This is a genomic window from Streptomyces sp. NPDC037301 (assembly GCF_055602785.1).
Map to the genome: position 1 here is coordinate 315,186 of NZ_JBVJWD010000004.1, position 18,614 is coordinate 333,799.

12 protein-coding genes and 4 pseudogenes are annotated in these 18,614 nt (G+C 67.1%); 5 read left to right on the top strand and 11 right to left on the bottom strand.

Annotation, left to right across the window (positions count from 1 at the left end):
* Window positions 1-10: 10 nt before the first annotated feature.
* From ACZ7IB_RS10235 to ACZ7IB_RS10245, 3 genes and pseudogenes are all read right to left on the bottom strand, one after another.
* Window positions 11-322 (bottom strand): trypco2 family protein, encoded by a 312-nt coding sequence (locus ACZ7IB_RS10235; RefSeq protein ID WP_470911187.1) that lies wholly within the window; start codon window positions 320-322, stop codon window positions 11-13.
* A gap of 150 nt (window positions 323-472) precedes the next feature.
* The gene (locus ACZ7IB_RS10240; RefSeq protein WP_470911027.1) at window positions 473-871 is read right to left on the bottom strand and encodes a nuclear transport factor 2 family protein; all 399 of its coding nucleotides are present in this window, start codon (window positions 869-871) and stop codon (window positions 473-475) included.
* 126 nt (window positions 872-997) lie between these two features.
* A pseudogene (locus ACZ7IB_RS10245) lies at window positions 998-1,261 on the bottom strand (SDR family oxidoreductase); the annotation flags it as partial.
* 395 nt (window positions 1,262-1,656) lie between these two features.
* Between ACZ7IB_RS10245 and ACZ7IB_RS10250 the strand changes: the two are divergent.
* The 3 genes and pseudogenes from ACZ7IB_RS10250 (at window position 1,657) to ACZ7IB_RS10260 (ending at window position 5,345) form a co-directional block, all read left to right on the top strand.
* Window positions 1,657-2,394 (top strand): annotated as a pseudogene (locus ACZ7IB_RS10250) (transposase).
* A 112-nt stretch (window positions 2,395-2,506) separates the two neighbouring features.
* Window positions 2,507-3,778 (top strand): LAETG motif-containing sortase-dependent surface protein, encoded by a 1,272-nt coding sequence (locus ACZ7IB_RS10255; protein WP_470911030.1) that lies wholly within the window; start codon window positions 2,507-2,509, stop codon window positions 3,776-3,778.
* A gap of 967 nt (window positions 3,779-4,745) precedes the next feature.
* The gene (locus tag ACZ7IB_RS10260) at window positions 4,746-5,345 is read left to right on the top strand and encodes a hypothetical protein (RefSeq protein WP_470911033.1); all 600 of its coding nucleotides are present in this window, start codon (window positions 4,746-4,748) and stop codon (window positions 5,343-5,345) included.
* Window positions 5,346-5,432: 87 nt separating this feature from the next.
* On the opposite strand, the pseudogene ACZ7IB_RS10265 reads toward ACZ7IB_RS10260, so the two are convergent.
* Window positions 5,433-5,783: pseudogene (locus ACZ7IB_RS10265) on the bottom strand (IS1380 family transposase); the annotation flags it as partial.
* A gap of 147 nt (window positions 5,784-5,930) precedes the next feature.
* On the opposite strand from ACZ7IB_RS10265, the gene ACZ7IB_RS10270 reads away from it, so the two are divergent.
* Window positions 5,931-6,713: a polysaccharide deacetylase family protein gene (locus ACZ7IB_RS10270; protein ID WP_470911036.1), complete on the top strand. Its 783-nt coding sequence runs from the start codon at window positions 5,931-5,933 to the stop codon at window positions 6,711-6,713.
* Window positions 6,714-6,977: 264 nt separating this feature from the next.
* A pseudogene (locus ACZ7IB_RS10275) lies at window positions 6,978-7,148 on the top strand (peptide deformylase); the annotation flags it as partial.
* A gap of 96 nt (window positions 7,149-7,244) precedes the next feature.
* Here ACZ7IB_RS10275 and ACZ7IB_RS10280 read toward each other — a convergent pair.
* The 7 genes from ACZ7IB_RS10280 to ACZ7IB_RS10310 all read right to left on the bottom strand — a co-directional run bounded on the left by ACZ7IB_RS10280 (window position 7,245) and on the right by ACZ7IB_RS10310 (window position 18,348).
* Window positions 7,245-7,916, bottom strand: coding sequence for a response regulator transcription factor (locus ACZ7IB_RS10280; RefSeq protein WP_470911038.1), 672 nt, complete (start codon window positions 7,914-7,916; stop codon window positions 7,245-7,247).
* Between the two features lie 2 nt (window positions 7,917-7,918).
* Complete coding sequence (locus ACZ7IB_RS10285) at window positions 7,919-9,136, bottom strand: sensor histidine kinase (protein WP_470911042.1); 1,218 nt, start codon at window positions 9,134-9,136, stop codon at window positions 7,919-7,921.
* A gap of 252 nt (window positions 9,137-9,388) precedes the next feature.
* On the bottom strand, window positions 9,389-10,813 hold the full coding sequence (locus tag ACZ7IB_RS10290; protein WP_470911044.1) for an NAD(P)-binding protein: 1,425 nt from the start codon (window positions 10,811-10,813) through the stop codon (window positions 9,389-9,391).
* Window positions 10,814-11,199: 386 nt separating this feature from the next.
* Window positions 11,200-12,042, bottom strand: coding sequence for a DUF3159 domain-containing protein (locus ACZ7IB_RS10295; protein WP_470911046.1), 843 nt, complete (start codon window positions 12,040-12,042; stop codon window positions 11,200-11,202).
* A 484-nt stretch (window positions 12,043-12,526) separates the two neighbouring features.
* Window positions 12,527-12,823, bottom strand: a complete 297-nt coding sequence (locus tag ACZ7IB_RS10300) for a hypothetical protein (RefSeq protein WP_470911047.1) — start codon at window positions 12,821-12,823, stop codon at window positions 12,527-12,529.
* Between the two features lie 357 nt (window positions 12,824-13,180).
* On the bottom strand, window positions 13,181-13,552 hold the full coding sequence (locus ACZ7IB_RS10305) for a DUF6193 family natural product biosynthesis protein (protein WP_470911050.1): 372 nt from the start codon (window positions 13,550-13,552) through the stop codon (window positions 13,181-13,183).
* Between the two features lie 8 nt (window positions 13,553-13,560).
* Window positions 13,561-18,348 carry an RHS repeat-associated core domain-containing protein gene (locus ACZ7IB_RS10310; RefSeq protein ID WP_470911053.1) on the bottom strand — a complete coding sequence of 1,596 codons (4,788 nt, stop codon included), beginning with the start codon at window positions 18,346-18,348 and terminating at the stop codon, window positions 13,561-13,563.
* Window positions 18,349-18,614: the final 266 nt, after the last annotated feature.

Genomic DNA, 18,614 nt, shown 5'->3' on the forward strand with positions numbered 1-18,614 from the left:
GGCCGCCCTGTCAGTCCTCACCGAGCAGCTCGTCCCCGGAGATCAACGCCATCTGGTCCGGCGCGTCCGCCAGCACCGGCTGCAAGGTCAACGTGAGCTTCTGAGTGACCGTGGCCGCCCGCTTCGTCGTCGCACTGGCATCGAAAACCCAGAACCTCACCTTCACCCCCGGCTCGTGGGTCCGCTCCACCCCCACGGTCAGCTCCAGCTCCACCCGCTCAGCCTTGAACCGCAGGTCGGCGTCCTCACCGGCCGACATCGCCCGGCTCAGCTCCTGGCGCAGCTGCGCGATCATGTCCGCCAACTCCACCGCGTCATTCACAAGCAGGGCCCCCAACCGGCTCTTGTGTCCAACTACCCACTGACCAGGGCCACATCATCACGCATCAGCCCCCCGGCCCGTCCACCCCGGCAGCCCCCGGCGCCGGGGGCGCGGCCGTGAGACCTGTGCCCCGACGGACTGCACGACGAATCAGGGCCGGTCGTACCAGGAGAATGCCGTGATCCGCCAGCCGTCCGAGGTACGGACGAACTGGATGGTCTTGGTCCCGACACCCTCGAACGGCTCACCGTCCAAGACCCCGGACTTGCGGTATTCGCTGAACCGCGACGCGATATCGCCCGCGACCTCGGTCCGCTCGGAGGTCTCCCACTCGGAGAACTCCACCAGTCGACCGTCGGACAGCAGCCGCTGGCGAGGCTCGATGAACTCGTCCACGGTGTAGACCGTGAACTCCGGGGCGGTCGTGACGATCACGCCGCTCGGAAGAACCAGCCGCCGGATCCGGGCCACGTCGGCAGCCTTGCCGCCCCTGTTGTCAAAGGCGCCGAAGAACTCGGCCATCACTGAGTCGATCTCGGTCTTGGACATGGACACGACGCTAGCAGCGAAGGGGCGAGGGCGCAGTCGCCGAGATCACCCGGCCGACCGGGGGCGGACACGGGCACAGTCAGAGCTGCAACGAGGCCCGGTGATGTCACCTCTGCCCACGAACTGTCAGGCTGACGACCCACTGTCGATGACCAGGTCGGTGCCGACCACCGCGCCGGCCGTGGGCGAGGCGAGGTAGAGCACCGCGGCCGCCACCTCTTCGGCCTCCGCGACCCGGCCGAGCGGGTTCTCCGACTTCACCCGCTCGGCACGGTCGGCCTCGGTCTCGCCGGGCCGTAGCGACATGGGAGCGGCGGAGGCTCCCGGGCTGACCGCGTTGATGCGAATGCCCTGGTGGATGTGGTCGAGAGCGGCGGCGCGGGTCAGCGCGCAACCACGACGACGACGGTGGCTGGGGCAACCACGACGACGGCGGTGGCCGGGGCAACCACGACGACGGTGGTTGGGGCGACGACTGACACCAGACGGCGTGACAGCGTGTACGTGGCCTCGATCGTTCATGAGTCCCCATCGGTTCGTTGATGGGGACTCATGAACGATCGAGGCCAGAGCCCAACGGCTCTATCGCAGGAGCCATATCTGGCTGGCCTGTCCGCTGTCCCACCGTGATCTGTTCACCCGCGACGGTTGCGTCCAGGGAAGTGGTGTACATGTTTCCACCTAAATCAGGGGTTTGATCCCGTAGTTGAGTGAGAAGCCTGAACGTAAGACGGCCACCGGCTGATCCTTCGAGAACGACCAAGCTCTTGAAGGAGAACAGCACGATGACCGCACTGGACAGTCTGCCGTTTGCCGCCCTGTTGGAGGAGAACCTCGCCTCGGCTAGTCCCGACCTGCTGTGACAGATGGTGAAGACCTTCGCCGACGCCATGATGTCCGCCGACGTCGACGCCGCCTGCGGCGCGTCCTACGGCACGCCGAGTGAAGAACGCGTCAACCAACGCAACGGCTAACGCCCACGCGAGTGGGGCACCCGAGCCGGCACCGTCGAACTCGCCATCCCCAAGCTGAGGCGGGGCAGTTACTTCCCGCACTGGCTCCTCGAACGCCGCCGCCGGGCCGAACAGGCCCTCATCTCGGTGGTCGCCACCGCCTACCTGCTCGGCGTCTCCAGCCGCCGGGTTGAGGAGCTCGCCGAGTCCCTCGGAGCCACTCAGCTGTCGAAGTCCCAGGTCTCGGCGATGGCCAAGCACCTCGACGAACAGGTCGCAGCCTTCCGCAACCGGCTGCTGGACGCCGGACCCTGCTCGTTCGTCCGGGTCGACGCCCTGACTCAGAAGGTCCGCGAGAGCGGCCGGATCATCAACGTCCACGCGCTGATCGCGGTCGGCGTCAACGCCGACGGGCACCGCGAGATCCTGGGGCGGCGCCGGAGAGGCGTAGAACGACGCGTCCAGGGTCATGTGGCATTCCTCACAGCGAAAGCACAGGTAGTGAAAGCAACTGCGCCCTTTCGTCTTTTCTGTCTGTCCCGGTGTTGTGGTGTTGGCCGGAACAGGTGAAGAACTCGTGACGGTCGACCGTTGCCCCGGCCATACGATCACCTCAAGTCGCATCTGCGCGTCCCATTCCGCTGCGACCCCTTCTTCTCTTTTCGGACCCCGAAGGGCTCTTGTGAAGATTCGCCGGATTCTTGCCACAGCTGTTGCCGCCGCAGTGACCACGCCTGCCCTCCTGCTGTCGGTTACCCCCGCGTTCGCCGACGACAAGCCGGCAGCGCAGACGCAGGAGAAGCCATCCATCGCGGAGCTGGAAAAGGCCGCCGCCGCAGCGAAGGCGGCGTACGACGACGCCGTAGCGGCCGAGAGTGCCGCCCGCGCGGCTCTGAAAGCGCTCCTGTCCGACACCGCTCCCCTGGCCGTGGCAGCCAAGGCCGCCGAGGCCGCGGCGGCCGACGCCGCCACCGTGAAGACCGAAGCCGACCAGGCGGTCGTCGACGCCAAGGCGGCGGTCGACGCCCTCCCGGAGACGGCCACCGAGGAGGAGAAGACCGCCGCGGCGACGACTCTCACCAAGGCAGAAGCCGCCGCCGCAGCCGCCGGTGCGGCCAAGGTTGCCGCCGATGCCAAGGCCGTGGAAGCCTTTGACGCGCGTGACGACGAGCGGGTCGCCGCAGCCCGGACGCTGGACCAGGCGCAGAAGGCCACCAAGGCGGCGCTCGCTGACAAGACCGCCGCCGACGAGGCGCTGGCCAAGGCGAAGGAGGAGGGTGAGGACGGCGAGGACTGCGTCCCCGAGGCCAAGCTCACCACGGTCGTCACGGGTCTGCCGTCCACAGTCGTCGCCGGCACGAAGGTCAACTTCAATCTCCGGGTGACCAACGGCACCGACAAGACGATGGACGAGGTACTTCCGTTCGCCTACGTCCACGCGACCGACCGGAGCGGGCTCAACGACATCGACGACCTGGTGCACCTGCAGTGGTCGTCCGCCTCGTCCTCGACGTGGAAGACCGTCGACAACGAGCACTACATGGACGCCATCAGCCCGCTGAAGGCGGGCGCCCACGCCGACGTCAAGATGCGCCTCACGATCGACGCCTCGGCCCCCGCGGGCAACGGCATCACCTTCGTCGCCGGTGACTACTTCAACGACAACGGCACCTGCGGCGGGAACCCGGACCTCGAGGGCTACGAGTTCCTGATCGCCGCCGCGGGAAGCAAGCCCGGCAAGGTCGACGACGCCAAGCCCAGCACGACCAAGCCGAACACCTCGGACCTCAAGCCGCAGAGTGGCGCGTCGGCCAGTCCCGTGAGCGGCAGCCTCGCCGCCACGGGCTCGTCCTCCGCGACGTCGCAGCTCGCCCTCGCGAGCGGCGCGGCCCTGGCGATCGGCGCGGGCGCGGTGTTCGTCGCACGCCGTCGCAAGGCCGGCTCCCACGTCTGACGCATGAGGCGGGGTGTGGACCAAGCACCCCGGCCCACGCGCTGACCGCCCAGCAGGCCCGGCACCGAACGGTGTCGGGCCCGCTGCGGTGACACGGTCGACCCAGCGGCGTAGCCACCTAGACCAACCCTTCGGCCGCCCTGTCGCGGTGAGTGGCGGCTGAAGCCTCAATCTGGCGCGGTGCGAGGACACTTATGGCACGCGGACCATAAGAGGTCTAGACAACGAAGAAGCCCTGGGCCGCTGGCCTGGGGCTTTTTCATGGAGCGGCTGACGAGAATCGAACTCGCGCTCTGAGCTTGGGAATCACCGGCGCTTGTGCGGTTGAAGTACCTCTGGCCTGCACGTTCGGCCTGGCGGTACGGGGCCGAAGCGGTCTCTGGGTGCCGTGCTCGACTGCTGTTGTCCGCTTCGAAGGGCACGGATGGGGCACGGCGATCTGTCGCGAACCGCATTCTTGTCGAGTGGTCGGCCATCCGTGAGGCCATCAGTCCTCGTGCGGAGCCTCAAGCTCCTGAAGCCGTTCCCCGATGTCGTCCGCCCGCGTCTGTGCCCACCGGATGGCGGCGCCGCGACGGGCGACTGTCCGAGCAGGGCACGAAGCGCCCGACCAGAGCGGGGACCGCCGCGGTTCGCTCGGTTGGGTCACGGGGATCTGGCCCATGGCGATGGGAGCGCAAGCACAGCGCAATGCCGAGCATCAAGGCGCCTCCTGTCTGCTTGTTTCCATTCTGCTAAGTTTGCTCGCATTCCACTTGACGACCGACTTGGTTGCCGAAAACGCTGTTGAAGCGAGTAGGTAACCTCCTGAATCTCGCAGCATTTCTCTACGCTTGCCGCTTTTCGTCGGTGACGTGGGAGGATTCTTCTGCTGTTCTCCCGGAAGAAATTGAACGGGAACTGACTGATCGTTTTCGTGGTAGAGTTTCAATGAATTCACAGGACGCCACGAAAAAAGGGGAATGGCGTGAATACCGAGAAGGTTACGGCTCGACGTCTTACGGCCGAAGAGGTTTCGGAGTTGGGTCTCCAGGACGGAATCTTCGTCTCGGCAGGGATGGATGGCCTTCCTCTCGACTGCTATGCCCCGGCTTTCCTTACGGGGCCGGGTAAGAATTTTGAGGGAGGGTCCTTTACCGCGAAGACAATCTTCGGTGAGGAAATCCACGTTCTCCCGGACAATGCCGAAGAGTGCGGGATCTGGGTTGCCGACAAGACAGGGGAAGAGATCGAGGTTCTTCAGAGTGCTGGCGTCCTCCTGAATCTCGCCCTCTTCGTGCCCAACGGGAACAAGGAATCTCTGGAGTCGCTCTACTCCGCCGCCCGGGACGCCTTCGGCGCGGGGATCGTTCAGCGCTGGAGCGAGGAAGTCGTCGCGGTGCCGGATGTCAAGGTCGACCTGTTCGAGGAGCCGGCCCGGGGGCGGAAGAACACGAGCAGCCAGAACCGTGACCGCCGCGCCTTGGACATCTACCCGACCCGAGTGCGATTCCTGGAGCCCAGCGATGGCTGGAGGTTCATTGTCGAACCACACAAGGAGGTCGTCGATGACACACCGACGATCTGACCTGATGGCAGGTTAGCCTCGATCTTTCGCGGGAGCCCGTCAGCTTGCTGACGGGCTCTCCTTCGTTTGCTGGGGCGTGTGGGCAGGCTGCTGGCCGTCGGCGTCGGTGAAGCCCAACTGGGCTCCGAGGTACGGCCGTTCCTCTCGGATGATCAGCCGCATGCCCTTCGGCAGGCCGGCCGGGCAGGCAGTCTCCGTCGAGCTTGGCGACCCAGGCGCCGCGCGGATCTCGCCGACGGGTTCGACAGCGGGCTCCCAGTCGGAGGGCGGCACTGTCAGCATGGACTGGTGAACCTGCTTGGTGATGGTCGTGCCGACCGAGCGGGGCAGCCATCGGCCCTGTTTCGCGAGCCATTCGACGAATGCGTGGGTGCCTCCGCCGGAATCCGTGCGGACAGGCGTCTGCCGCCCTCGCCGACACCTTTTCGAGGCCGTTGCGCCCCCTCATCTGTCGCGGAGCTCCTGCGTTTGTCGCCGGTCCCCTGCGGATTCGTCTGCGATCGGTAACAGAGGGATCTTGTACGGGCGTTCGTATGTCTTCATGAGGGCACGGCATCGGCGGAGACAGCAAAGGGGCGGGCGGACATGGCAAGGCACAAGGGAAAGGGATGGCACGGCCGGCTTCTCGCTGCGGCGCTCGGGGTGACAGCGATGGCCGCTGCCACCTCGGTGTGGACCGCGCAGGCCGACCCCGCCGGAGGGCGGCAGCCGCAAGCGCGCGTCTCAGCGCCGGACGCCCGGCCTCAGGACCGGACCGTGGCCAAGGTGGCGGCGGACATCGCGCACGCCTCGGACCGCGGCGCCCGGGGCGTCAACATCACCATCGATGACGGACCGGACCCGGTCTGGACGCCGCAGGTGCTGCAACTGCTGAAGGACAACGGTGTGAAGGCTACGTTCTGCATGGTGGGCACGCAGGCCCAGGCACACCCGGACCTGGTCAAGGCGGTCGTGGCAGGCGGGCACCGGCTGTGCAACCACACCGTCTCGCACGACACCACCATGGACACCCGGTCCGAGGCATACCAGTCCCAGCAGATCCTGGATGCCGAACGCATGATCACCAAGGCGTCCGGAGGCGTCCGGCCGCAGTATTACCGGGCCCCGGGCGGTGCTTTCACCCCGTACAGTCGGCAGCTCGCCGCATCCCGGGGGATGCGGCCGTTGGGCTGGAACGTCGACTCCAAAGACTTCGAGCGTCCCGGTGTGGGCACCATGGTCGCCACCGTCAAGAGAGAGATCTCCAACGGGCCGACCGTCCTCTTCCACGACGCGGGAGGGGATCGCTCCCAGACCTTGGCCGCTCTGCGCGAGATCCTGCCCTGGCTGAAGCAGCAGGGGTACTCCTTCGGCTTCCCCGTGCGGTGAGTGAGGCTCGCCCGCACTGACATCAAGACCCGTCCCCCGGCACCGCACTGGCCCGGTGGGGGCCGCCGCCAGGAATGAGGGCACATCAGGTGGGACAACATCGCTGCAGCTCGTGGGCGCTGTTGCCTCCGGAGAGCGCCAAGCTGGTGCAGTTGCCTGCTGGCGTGACACTCAGCCTCCGCTTTCCGGCGCCGTGCGGAGCGCCTCGGCATCGACCGCGCCGCCGCCGTTGTCCAGCCGCCCGGTGACGGCCCCGCCATCATCCTGCTCAATCCACGGATCACCACCCGCTCTGACCAGACGGATCAACGGCACGAGGGCTGCCTGAGCTTCTTCGACGTCCGAGGTCTCGTACCCCGCCCACTGAAGATGGCAGTGGAGACCACGGCCCTGGCCGGTGAGATCGTGACCACCGTGTACGAATGCGGCCTCGCCCGACTCGTCCACCACGAGATCGACCACCTCGACGGGCTCTCGGGTCTTCAGCGAATCGTTGAGCAACTTGGCGACCCTGCTGCGCAGGGCAGGCGATCACGGGCCGTCGGGGCGGGCCATTCCGGTCTGGTAGGCGATGACCACGAGTTGGGCGCGGTCTCGGGCGCCGAGTTTGGTCATGGCGCGGTTGGTGTGGGTCTTGGCGGTGAGGGGTGTGACGTAGAGCCGTTCGGCGATGTCGTCGTTGGACAGGCCGGCTGCGACCAGGGTGACGACCTCGTGTTCTCGCGGGGTGAGGGGGGCCAGTTGTGGCGGCGTTTTCGGGCCGGGTGGGGCGGGTTGGGACAGGAAGCGGTTGATCAGGGATCGGGTCGCGGCGGGTGAGAGCAGGGAGTCCCCTGCGGCGACCACCCTGATGGCGTCCAGGAGTTCGTCGGGGTTGATGCCTTTGCCGAGGAAGCCGCTGGCTCCGGCGCGTAGTGCCTCGGCGACGTATTCGTCGTTCTCGAAGGTGGTCAGTACCAGGATCTTGACGCCTGCGAGGTTCTCGTCCTCGGTGATGAGCCTGGTGGCGGCGAGGCCGTCGAGGTCGGGCATCCGGATGTCCATGAGGATCAGGTCGGCGCGGTGGCTGCGGGCCAGTTCGACGGCCTCGCGTCCCGTTGCGGCTTCGGCGACCACCTTCATGTCGGCGGCCGAGTCGATGAGTATGCGGAAGGTGCCGCGCAGCAGGGCCTGGTCGTCGGCGAGGAGGACACGGATGGTCATGGTCAGCCCTTTCGGCCGGCGCGGAGCGGCAGTTCGGCGTGGATACGGAAACCTCCGGCGGGGCGTGGCCCGGCGGTGAGGGTGCCGCCTGCGGCTTTGGCCCGCTCGCGCATCCCGATCATTCCGTGTCCGGTGCCGGTGCTCTGGGTTTCGTCGGTGGTTGTGGTGGCGGGGGTGTTGCCGCTGCTGTTTCCCGGGGTGCTGGGGCCGTCGTCTTCGACGGCGATCCGCAGGGCGTCGGTGCGGTAGTCCAGGTGGACCCGTGCCGATACGAGGCCGGCGTGCTTGCGGGTGTTGGTCAGGGCTTCCTGGATGATCCGGTAGGCCGTCAGATCGGTGATCGGCGGCAGCTCGCCCGGTTGCCCGGTGCGTTCGGGTGTGACGTCGAGACCGGAGTGGCGGAAGGAGTCCAGCAGAGCATCGAGATCGGCGAGGCCGGGTGCGGGTTCGCAGGGCGCGGCCGGGTCGTCGCTGTAGCGGAGCAGTCCTACGGTGGCACGTAGCTCGTCCAGTGCCGCCCGGCTGGTGTCCCGGATGCGTTCGAGGGCTTGGTAGGCGTGGTCGGGCTCGGTGCGCATCAGGTGGTGGGCGACGCCTGCCTGGGCGTTGACCAGGGTGAGGTGGTGGGCGACGACGTCGTGGAGCTCTCGGGCGATGCGGAGGCGTTCTTCGGTGACGCGGCGCCGGGCCTCTTCCTCCCTGGTGTGCTCGGCCTGTTCGGCTCGCTCCAGGGCGGAGTCGAGCAGTTGGCGGCGGCTGCGGACAGCGTCGCTGCTGGCCATCGCCAGGCCCAACCCGGCGATCAGGGCCAGGTGTTGCCAGAGGTTCTCCAGGCCCGGGCGGCAGATCAGCGAGGCAACGACGAGCACTGCCGTCGCGCACGCGCCGACCCGCCGGGCAGTACGCCGGTCGGTGCGCATCGCCACCGAGTAGAGCGCGACCGCGGTGCAGATGGGCGACGGCCCGAGGAGGGAGAAGAACAGGAACTGGACGACGCTCACGGCCAGGGTCGCCGCCAGCACCTGGAACGGCCAGCGGCTGCGGGCGAGCAGCGGCACGCAGGCGACCGCCAGGCCACCAATGGTCCAGGACACCGGGGTCCGGTGGACGTAAGAGCCTGCTACCGCCACCGGGGTGGACAAAACGAAGCAGCTGACCGCGACGGCCAGGTCGCCCATCCACGGCTGGACCAGCAGCGACTTCCTGAGCCGGTCGAACATCTGCACTCCTTTACCGTACACAGCCGGCCCGGACCGGCTGATGACGCCGATGCAGCCCTGCGGTGCTCGCGGGCCTATTGCCATCCGCTCGCCCCGCACCCAGGACATCCACACGAGGCACGCCTCCTTCCTCGCCGGCCGAGGTCCGGCCTCGACCAGAGATCACACCTGGTCGAGGCCGGACCGTACGGGCCGCCCCTCGCCTGCGTCAGATCTTCAATTTCGGCGCGCAGGCCCGCCCGGTGACGGTTGTCAGTTCGCTGTCACTGCCACGGCCTGGTCCTCGTGTGCCAGCAGTTGCTGCAGCTGCGTCCTCTCGGCGCGCAGGCCCTCGAAGAGCGCGGTCCGTAGTTCGTCGGGGAGCGAGCCGATCGAGTATTTCGTCAGACGCGATGCGTCGCACCATTCGAGGAGCCCACGCTCCGCAGACCACCGCAGGAGCAGGTCATCGAGGTGCGCACTGCTGCGGAGCCAGTCCAGGGCGGTGTTTGGGTGAGGTGCGGCGACGCATATCCGGTTCTTCTGGGTGTCGTCCTCGTATGCTGCCTCGACGTGGGCGGCGAAGGCGGCGCTGAACACTTGCTGGCACGGGACGAGTGCCTGCAACGTGATGCGGGAGCCACTGAACACCGGCATCACCGGCCGCGCCTCGAGGCCGTCCGCGGTGCAGTCGATGTAGAGGGTTCCAGGGCGGGCGGGCACGGTCGCCCCGTCGAGTTCCACCGCGTCGGCGCCGATGCGCCGGACCCTGCCGCTGCGGACGATGTCGGAGATCCGCCGGAGCTGTTCGAGTTCGGTCCGGCTGACGGTCGCGCAGCGATACGCCGTCGGCGTGACGTCGGAAGACAGCCTCAGCAGGAGACCGCCGGCTTCCAGCCGCTGGAAGAGCTCCTCGACCGTGTGGGATTCGAGCACCGCTCGGATGCGAGCGCTGAACGACTCGGCATCGCTCGCGGCGTTCTCCGGTCCGGGCTGGATCTGAGCACGGTCGAGCAGCCACGAGTCGCGCGGCGTGATCCAGGTGATGCCGGACGGGTCAACGCCATGCTGCAGAAGCCAGAGGCACGCGTCGATGCCCGTCTTTCCCGCTCCCACCACGGTGTAGTGCGACGCCTGCTGATCCAGGGCCGGAAGCTGGTTGGGAGTGATCAGCCGGACTCCGGAATCCACCTCATACTTCGGCGTGCACATCGCAGGAACCGTGACGTTCATGTAGGTGGCGTCCACGGTCCGCCGACGCACCCGTATGTCGAACTCGCCACCGGTGACGACGGAGTGACACCGCTGGACATCCGGTCGCGCCGGATCCGCGCCATCGTAATGGGACATGGGGAAGTACGAGACGCGACCGCTGGGAAAGAGGGTTTTGCGCATCACCTGGTCGAAATAGGTGAGGATCTCATCGGACGACGCCAGCTCGTGAAGCCCCGCATTCCAGCCGTCCTGGTCCACTTCATCTGTTCCCAGTTCACGAGAATTGACGCCGTAGAACGACGAAGGCTGATGCAGCCGCACGAACGGGTAAGCGACCGTCCAGTGGCCACCGGGTCGGCCGTAGCGATCGACGATGGCCACGGTCGCGTCCGTCTCGGCCAACAGAGTGTCGGCGAAGGCCATGCCCATGGCTCCAGCACCGACGATCAGGTAGTCAACCTCTATTGTTTCCCGCTCTGACACCGTATTCCTTCTCTCTTATATTGGTGCAAACTCGCAATTGCGCCTCGCAGCTCGGAGACGAAGAGGTGCGGAACCTCAAGGGCGGGGAAGTGTCCGCCATGTGCCAGGACATTCCAGTACCGCAGGTTCTCGAAGCGCGCCTCGACCCAGGCGCAGGGCGCTCGGAACGGCTTTTTCGGGAACACCGACACCGCTGACGGGACAGTCACCGGAGTCCAGTCCCGGGGTGGCAGGCTCTCCCAGTACAACCGCGCCGACGACGCGCCACACGCGCCGAACCAATAGATCGCGGCATTGTCCAGCAGCCGCTGACGAGACACCGCGTTCTCGGGATGCCCGTCACAGTCGGTCCAGCCCTGGAACGTCTCCACGATCCAGGCGACGATCTACTCCACTGCGGGAGTTGGCGCATCCAGCGCACGGTGAACGGGCCGGTGAGCGCCCGCCGGAACCAGGTGATCTCCGGCGGGCCCATCATGATGAACTTCCCCGGCGCAGGCGGTGGCGTCGGCGAATCGTGCGCCGCGTCGGCGTCGATCCCCACCGGGCAGCGGTTCGCGCCGAACCGCAGGGTCGGCCACAACCGTCATGCGGTCGTGCCTGCCGCAGCGGTGCCCTCCAAGGCCACGCTGGTAGACGCGCCAACCCAGCAGTGCGCTCAGCGCGATGACAATCGGCCCGAGGACATCGACCGAGCCGAGGGCGACGGCCTGGCCGGACAGGAACAGCGGGAGCTGGATCGACAGCATCACGAGATTCCCGGCGAGGAGGACCAAGTTGCCTTTGGTGAAGGCTCGACGGCGCACCCTGCACCGGCGCCAGCCAGTCCCCTCCTTCGTCATCAGCCCCACCACCACACCCATCGGCGGCCATCCCAGTAACAGCATCACGGCCGACACCACGGCCATCACGGCGTGCAGCATCAGACTCGGCAGGAAGAAGCTGGCGGCCTGCCCGGTCCCTGCGGCCAGAGCACCCGCGACGCACACAAGGCCGAGGGCCCCGAGGGCGCCCCACACAGGCTCTCTGCGCGCCACTCGGTAGACGCAGACCGCGGCCCCGGCCGCGAGGGCAAGCGTCAGCGCGACGGCAATCCGGTGAGTGAGCGCGAAGCTCAGGGTGAATCCGAAAACGGGCACAACGTCGATCACTGCGTGGCGTAGCCGATGGCGCACGGCGGATCGGATGGCGTCCTCACCACCGGCTTCGCGGTGTACTGCAGGGTCCACAACTGCTCCAGGCTCCTTGACAGTTAGCTGCTCGCTTCGCCGCTTGCGGCACTGACTACCGTGCCGTCTCGCCCCGAGGCTGTCGTCGTGCGCCTGTAGACTCCTGACCTACCGCGAGCGCAGTATGAGGGTGCAGCACCTACCACAAGCGCAGACGCCGGCCACATGCCACCTGCACTCGGCAATCGCGCCGTCAGTCGGATACATGCGCCGCTTCGGAAAGCATCTGCACACAGCATCGCGCGAGCACCAGGCGCTGGGGCCGCTTGTGCTGACGGGCCGACACATGTCCGACTGCTCATCAGCCTTGTTGATCGCGTTCCTCAACGCTTCACGGTCTGCCTTCAACCGGCGCCGTGGGAGCGTCGTCGAGACCGGCGTTCATGAGCGGTGCGTTGCCTCTGTGGCAGCGCCGAGGTCGGCAGTGCGTGCGTTGCGGTAGGTGGTTCGATCGTGCTGTGCCTGGCGGGACCACGGTTCAGCGTCAGACGGACGCGGCGATCGCGGTGCTTCCCACCCACATAGCACGGACGGGGCACGAGCAGGAGGTCAAGTGCCATGGTGGCGACCATGCCGAGCAACCCTTCGCAGAGATTTCCGCGACTACGGCATCCCGTACGTTTTCCAGGAGGGGGACATAGGGGCGAGCATCAGGAAGTGGGGTGCAGAAGGTGACGTTCGAAGTGAGCAGTCCCTCGTCGGTATCGGCGAAGGAGAGGGAGACGTACGCCTTCACCTGGGTATCGCCGAACTCCTTCTGCGCTTCCGGCGGGGAGGTCATAGCCGGTCATTCTCCTCCCGTTGATCTTCGTCTCTTCTGCGAGCCGCCCGGGGTGGAGGCCAGGAACCTCCGGACGAAGGCCGGTGAGCGCACGCCCACCGGCGGCCGTGATGGACCATCTGCGTTGAACCACTTCACGGAACAGGGGTGGGATCTCCCGAACGCCTCAGCCCGTGGTGTCTGTTTTCTGCAGGAGTTGCCTCATCCAAGGATTGCTCGCGTGCCTGCCCTCGCCGAAAGCGGCGGTCCCATTTCCCTGCCGTCCCGGAATTTCTCGACGCATATCACTCCGTCCGCAGCTGAAATTGCCTGGGGAGCTCGAAGGGCGTTGCTGCCGGGAGGTGAATCCCTCCGTGGTCACAGGTCGTCAGCCGTTCCGTCGATGGCAGGGCCGCATCCATCGGGAAGGTTTGCGACGATCAGATTGATCGCCTCCTCCACCGTCTCGGGCTCGCCGAGGACGGTGCCGTCGGACTGACGGATCACCATGAATCCGCCGCCACCGCGGCGGAACAGGGCGCCCACGTCCTGGGTCCACGGGGAGCGGATGCACCGGCTGAGGTATAGGGCGCCGTGGCTGACAATCGGGAACAGTTCCCGCAGCCGAGGGTTCGCATACGCTGCCCGGGGCATAGTCGGGTTGATCAATTCGTCGCCGGAGTCAAGGACGGCTTTCCATTTCGCCGCGACGATTTCTGCGGCTCGCGTACGGGCCTCGTCACCTGTCATGTGATGGTTCATCCCTTTCTGGGCTTAGGGGGTTGTATCTCGGGAATGTCTGGCTTCGGGACTTTGATTTCCTCATTACCTGAGTACCACCGTATTTTTTCCCAGGGACGTCCGAGTGGATCGGGCTCGTTGAACATCGCATCGGACTCGTACATGCGCACATTGCGCGCGACGACGCTCATCTCCCAAGCCGTCCCCAAACCTGGACCCGGATAGTTCCCGGGCGCGGTGCTGAACGGTTGTCCGTTCCGGACGGCGGTCTGGAAGGCGTCCACGATGGTCTCCGGGGTGTTCCAGTTACCGTACTCACCCCTGCTGTTCGGCATCCCGTCGAGGGTGATGGACAAAGTGGTGTCACGGTCGCCCACAGCGGCCATGACGTTCGTCATCCACACAGGCCCGGACGCCTCGACCTGAGCGTAGTCGTCCCCGTTGTAGGTGTGGGCTCCTGGATCGCCGTTGGCGCGGAGATGCGCGGCCAGCGAGTTCGAGGCGTTGTCGGGCTCCTGGTTCACCCCCAACACCACACTGTGCCGGTGCTCCCCAGCCAGGTGGGGACAGCCTGCCAGCCCCAGTGGGTCGATCCACCGCATGGGGTTGTCGACGTAGGCGACCGCGTTCGGGGCCGGGGCCAGGCCGAGAGGGTCGGGGGAGAGGTAGCGGCCGGACTCGGGGTCGTAGTGGCGGTGGCGGTTGTAATGGAGGCCCGATTCGGGGTCGAAGTACTGGCCCGGGAAGCGCAGCGGGGTGTAGGCGTCGGCGCCCCGGTTCCATGAGGTGGTGCCCCACAGGGTGGCGCGGGTGTGCCACGCCACCTCGCCGTGCTCGTCGACGAGTTCACGGGGTGTACCGACGAGATCGGTGATGATCGCGAAGAAGCGGCGGTCGACCTCCGATTGGTCCACGAGCCGTCGTTCCACTTGGCTCACCGGCTTCACGCCGTCGTGGTCCCAGGTGAGGGCGACGGAGTCCGGGGAGCCCGCTATGGAGGTGGTCTGTTCGCACAGGGTGTCGCCGTCCCAGGTGAAGGTCACCTCCTCGGCAACCGTCGCTCCGTCCCCCGACAGGCGCTGTTTGGCGGTGCGGCGCCCCAGGGCGTCGTAGAGATAGCGCCAGCGCGTGCCGTCCGGTGTGGTGACCGAGACCAGGCGGTCCTCGGCGTCCCAGCCGTAGCGCCAGGTGTCGGGCTTGCGGGAGAGGCGGGCCTTCTGCCGCAGGACCACTCGGCCTTGGGCGTCGTGTTCGTAGCGGCAGCGGCCTGCTCGGGTGATGCGGGTGCCGGTGTACTCGCGCGGTCCGGTGGCGTCGTCCGTACCGGGCCAGGAGGCACTGGTCTGGTTCCCGGCCTCGTCGTACGCGTACCGCTCCGACCAGTTCTCCGCGGTGACACCGGTGACCCGGCCGTCACCGGAGACCTCCAGCCGCTTGTGGCCGCCGGTCAGCTCCTCGACCGAGGTGAGGTGGCCGTCGGCACGGTACGCGTACGAGCGACGCTGGAGAATCCGGTCGCCCGGGGTGCGGACATGCTGGTCCACCAGGCGGCCCACCGGGTCGTATGCGAGCTCGACGGTCAGCGCGTCTCCGATCCGGCGGGACGTCTCGCGGCCCGTCCCGTCGAAGACGAAGGTCACGTGGTGACCGGAGGCGTTCAGCTCAGCGTTGAGGCCGGCTGGGAAGGACCATGTGCTGACCGCCCCGGACGGGGTGACACGGCGGACGCGTCGCCCGGTCTCGTCGTAGGTGTTGCCCAGTTCGCGGCCGTCGCAGATCTCGCGGAGGACCCTGCCCGAGCTGTCGCGGACGTAGGACAACTCGGTGCCGGGGCCTGTCGCCGAGGCGAGGCGGCCGTGGATGTCATAGGTGAAGCGGGTGACCGTGCCGGCGGCGTCCTTGGCGGTGACACGGCCCGCCAGGTCACGTTCGTAGCGGACGGTCTGTCCGAGGCCGTTCGTACGGGAGGCGAGTTGGTCGCAGGCGTCGTGAGCGTAGCGGAGCGTGCGGCCGTCGTAGTCGGTCTCCGCGCTGGTGCGGCCGGCTGCGTCGTAGGTGTAGTCCCAAGTGAGGCCCTGCGGGTTGGTGACACGGGTCAGACGCAGCTCGGTGTCGTGGGTGAACTCCTGGCGCGCGCCGTCCGGTGTGGTGCGGGCGGAGACCAGGTCGAAGTGCTTGTACTCGAAGCGGGTTTCGCCGCCCGCCGCGTCGGTGTGGACGAGGCAGTTGCCCTCGCCGTCGTACGTCCACGACTGCTGCGAGCCGTCGGGGTCCGTCCGCCGGGCGAGTTTGCCCTCGACGGTCCATTCCAACTCGGTTGTGCGGCCCTGCGGGTCGGTGATCCTCACCGCACGCCCGAACGCGTCGCGGACGTAGCGGGTGACCGTGCCGAGCGGCCCGCGGACCGCCAGCGGCAGACCGGCCGTGTCGCAGCGCAGCCGGTCCAGCGCGCCGAGGGAGTCGTCGACACCGGTGAGCTGGCCCTCCGGACCATGGGTGAGGCGGGTCGTCGTACCGTTCGGCCGGGTGAAGAGTGTCGGGTTGCCTCGGTCGTCGTACTCCTGCCGCGATGTTGCGCCGTCGGGGCCGGTGACGGCGGCGAGCTGGTTCAGCTCGTTGTACTCGATCTCGGCGGAGCTGCCGTCGGGGTGCTCGATCCGGGTGAGGTTTCCGTGATCGTCGTAGGTGTACGTGGTGGTTCGGCCGAGCGGGTCGGTCCGGGAGAGGGGCCGGTCGTAGCGGTCGAAGGTGCGTCGGGTGACGCCGCCCAGCGGATCGGTCTCCGCGACCGCCTGGAGCCGGTCGTTGAAGTGGTGAACCTTGGTCGCGCCGAGGGAGTTCGTGTACCGGGTGACGCGGTCGCCCGTCTCCGGGTGGGTGTCGTACGCGAACGTGGAGGACAGGTAGCCGTCCGGGCCGATCGTGCGGACCACCCGGCCGGCGTCGTCGTACACGTAGCGGAACGTGGAGTCGTTGCGGTCGGTCCAGGACGTGATCCGGGCGTCCGCGTCGTACGTGAAACGCAGCGGCAGTCCCGAGGAGTTGACGACGCCGTCGAGGTTGCCCAGAGGGTCGTAGTCGTAGCGCATGACGGTGACCGGACCGTCCGGCGTACGCAGGGACATCTCGCGTATCCGGGCGTCTTCGACGGCCAGATTGATCCGGTAGCCGCCGGAGTGGGCGACCGTTGTCGGACTGCCGTCGCCGAGGCGGGCGAAGGAGATCCGGTTGAGGTTGCGGTCCTCGATCTCTCTGAGCCAGTAGGCCGGCGACGTGTTGTACGGGCCGCCACGGAATGAGCGTGTCAGGCCCGTGTACGGGTCGGTGACGAGGTAGGTGGTCTCTCCGTTGTCCTGTCCGCCGTACACCAGAGGAAGACGAGCACCCTCAAGGGGCAGGACGCCATCGTCGTCTCCGGGCAGCGGCAGTCGCGGATAGATGAGGAGTGAACCGTCCTCCCGTGACCACACCGCGCCGACGCCGAGTGGGTCGAGCTCGATCCGTTCGTCCAGCGTGGATGCCCAGCTGCGGCCGAACCACTGGCCGTAGCGGTAGTCGGAGAGATGTGTCCGGCGGAGGACGAGAGGAAGGACTCCGGGCAGGGCCACATCGGTCTGCGGCAGGGTCATCTCACCGGTGGCGACGTCCACCGGGTCGTTCTCACAGGTCTTCTTGTCCAGTGAGATGCTGTTACGGCGCGGCTCGTCCTTGGCGCCCTTCAGAGCATCCGCCTTGGTGCGAGCGGAGTCCTGACGCGCTCCAGGGCGCGGGACGGTTTCTCCGTCGCCCTTGCGCACCTTGGAAAACCCGTCCTTGATATCCAGATCAATCTTCTTCTGAGCCTCGGATATCTCCTTGACCGCCTTCGGCAGCTCCTCACCGAGGTGGTTTCCCATCGCCTTGTTGGCTTTGCCGAGGGCTTTCATCGCCTTGTCGATCACGGGGTCCAGGGCGCCGGCGATATCGTCCTTGCCTCGGGTTCGACCATGGTGCGTCCCGGCCTTGGCCAGCCTGCCCGCGGTTTTGCCGTGAACGTCGACGCTGACCAGTTTCAGGCTGGTGCCGGCTCGGTCGTGCTCCGAGTGCTCGATGTGCACGCCCTTGCCGGGTGCGGCCCCGGGGCCGTTGGCCGAAGCGAGCTGGAAGGACTCCTTGGCCCCCGCCACGCCTTCGTTGAAGCCCTCCTTGCCCGACTGGCCGACCTGGTTCATGTCGACGCCGTCCTGCAGACCGAGCATGCTGGCGCCGACCTGTATCGCCAGATCCGCGGCCATGCTCTCCAGCGCGGCGACGGCCGGTTCGGTCAGAGCGGAGACGATGTAACTGACTACCTCCTCCAAGCACTCCTTGATGACCCGGCGGATGGCCTGCTGGGCGACCGCGATCGCTGCTCCGCCGATGAGCATGGACAGCCCGCCGGTCACCGGTATCAGGGCCATGGAGATGCCCGCCTTGCCGGCCAGCACGCCCAGATGGACAAGTGCCGCGTACTTCATGGCCTCGATCGCCGTGGCTGCGTTGTCCAGGGCACCGGCGATCGTGCGAGCGCCGCCGGCCAGGTCCTGAACATGCTTGTTCTTGACCTTGCCCCAGTGGCCGCTGAGCGCATCGAGGGCTTCGCCGTGGCCGGATGACAGCAAACGTTGCACGTGCTGGTTGGCAAGGTGACCGTCGTCTTCTACGTCCTCGGCGAACTCCCGGAGGGCGTCGGCCATGTCTCGGTACGCGTCTTCATCGACGTTCGGCCAATTGACGCCGATGACGTCAAGCAGGGTGTCGGCCCAATCGGGCACAGTTACGGCCACAGCGTGAAGTCCCCCCGTACATAACTGCGTTCACTGAATGCAGATGCGAACAGGATCGCATTCCCGGGCAGCGTTACCAAGACCTTTCGGGGCCGGCGGGCGCTGACAGGCGGGCAGCCGCGGCGTGAAGGCGTTGACGTCGTGACGCCGTGGTTCTCGCCTTCGAGGTGGGGGCGTATGACAGCCCGCACCCTCCGTGAGTGACTGCGAGGACGCCCCCTGGTCCGGTGGCCCGCTGGAGGCTGCCGCCGTTCGCTGCCCGAGCC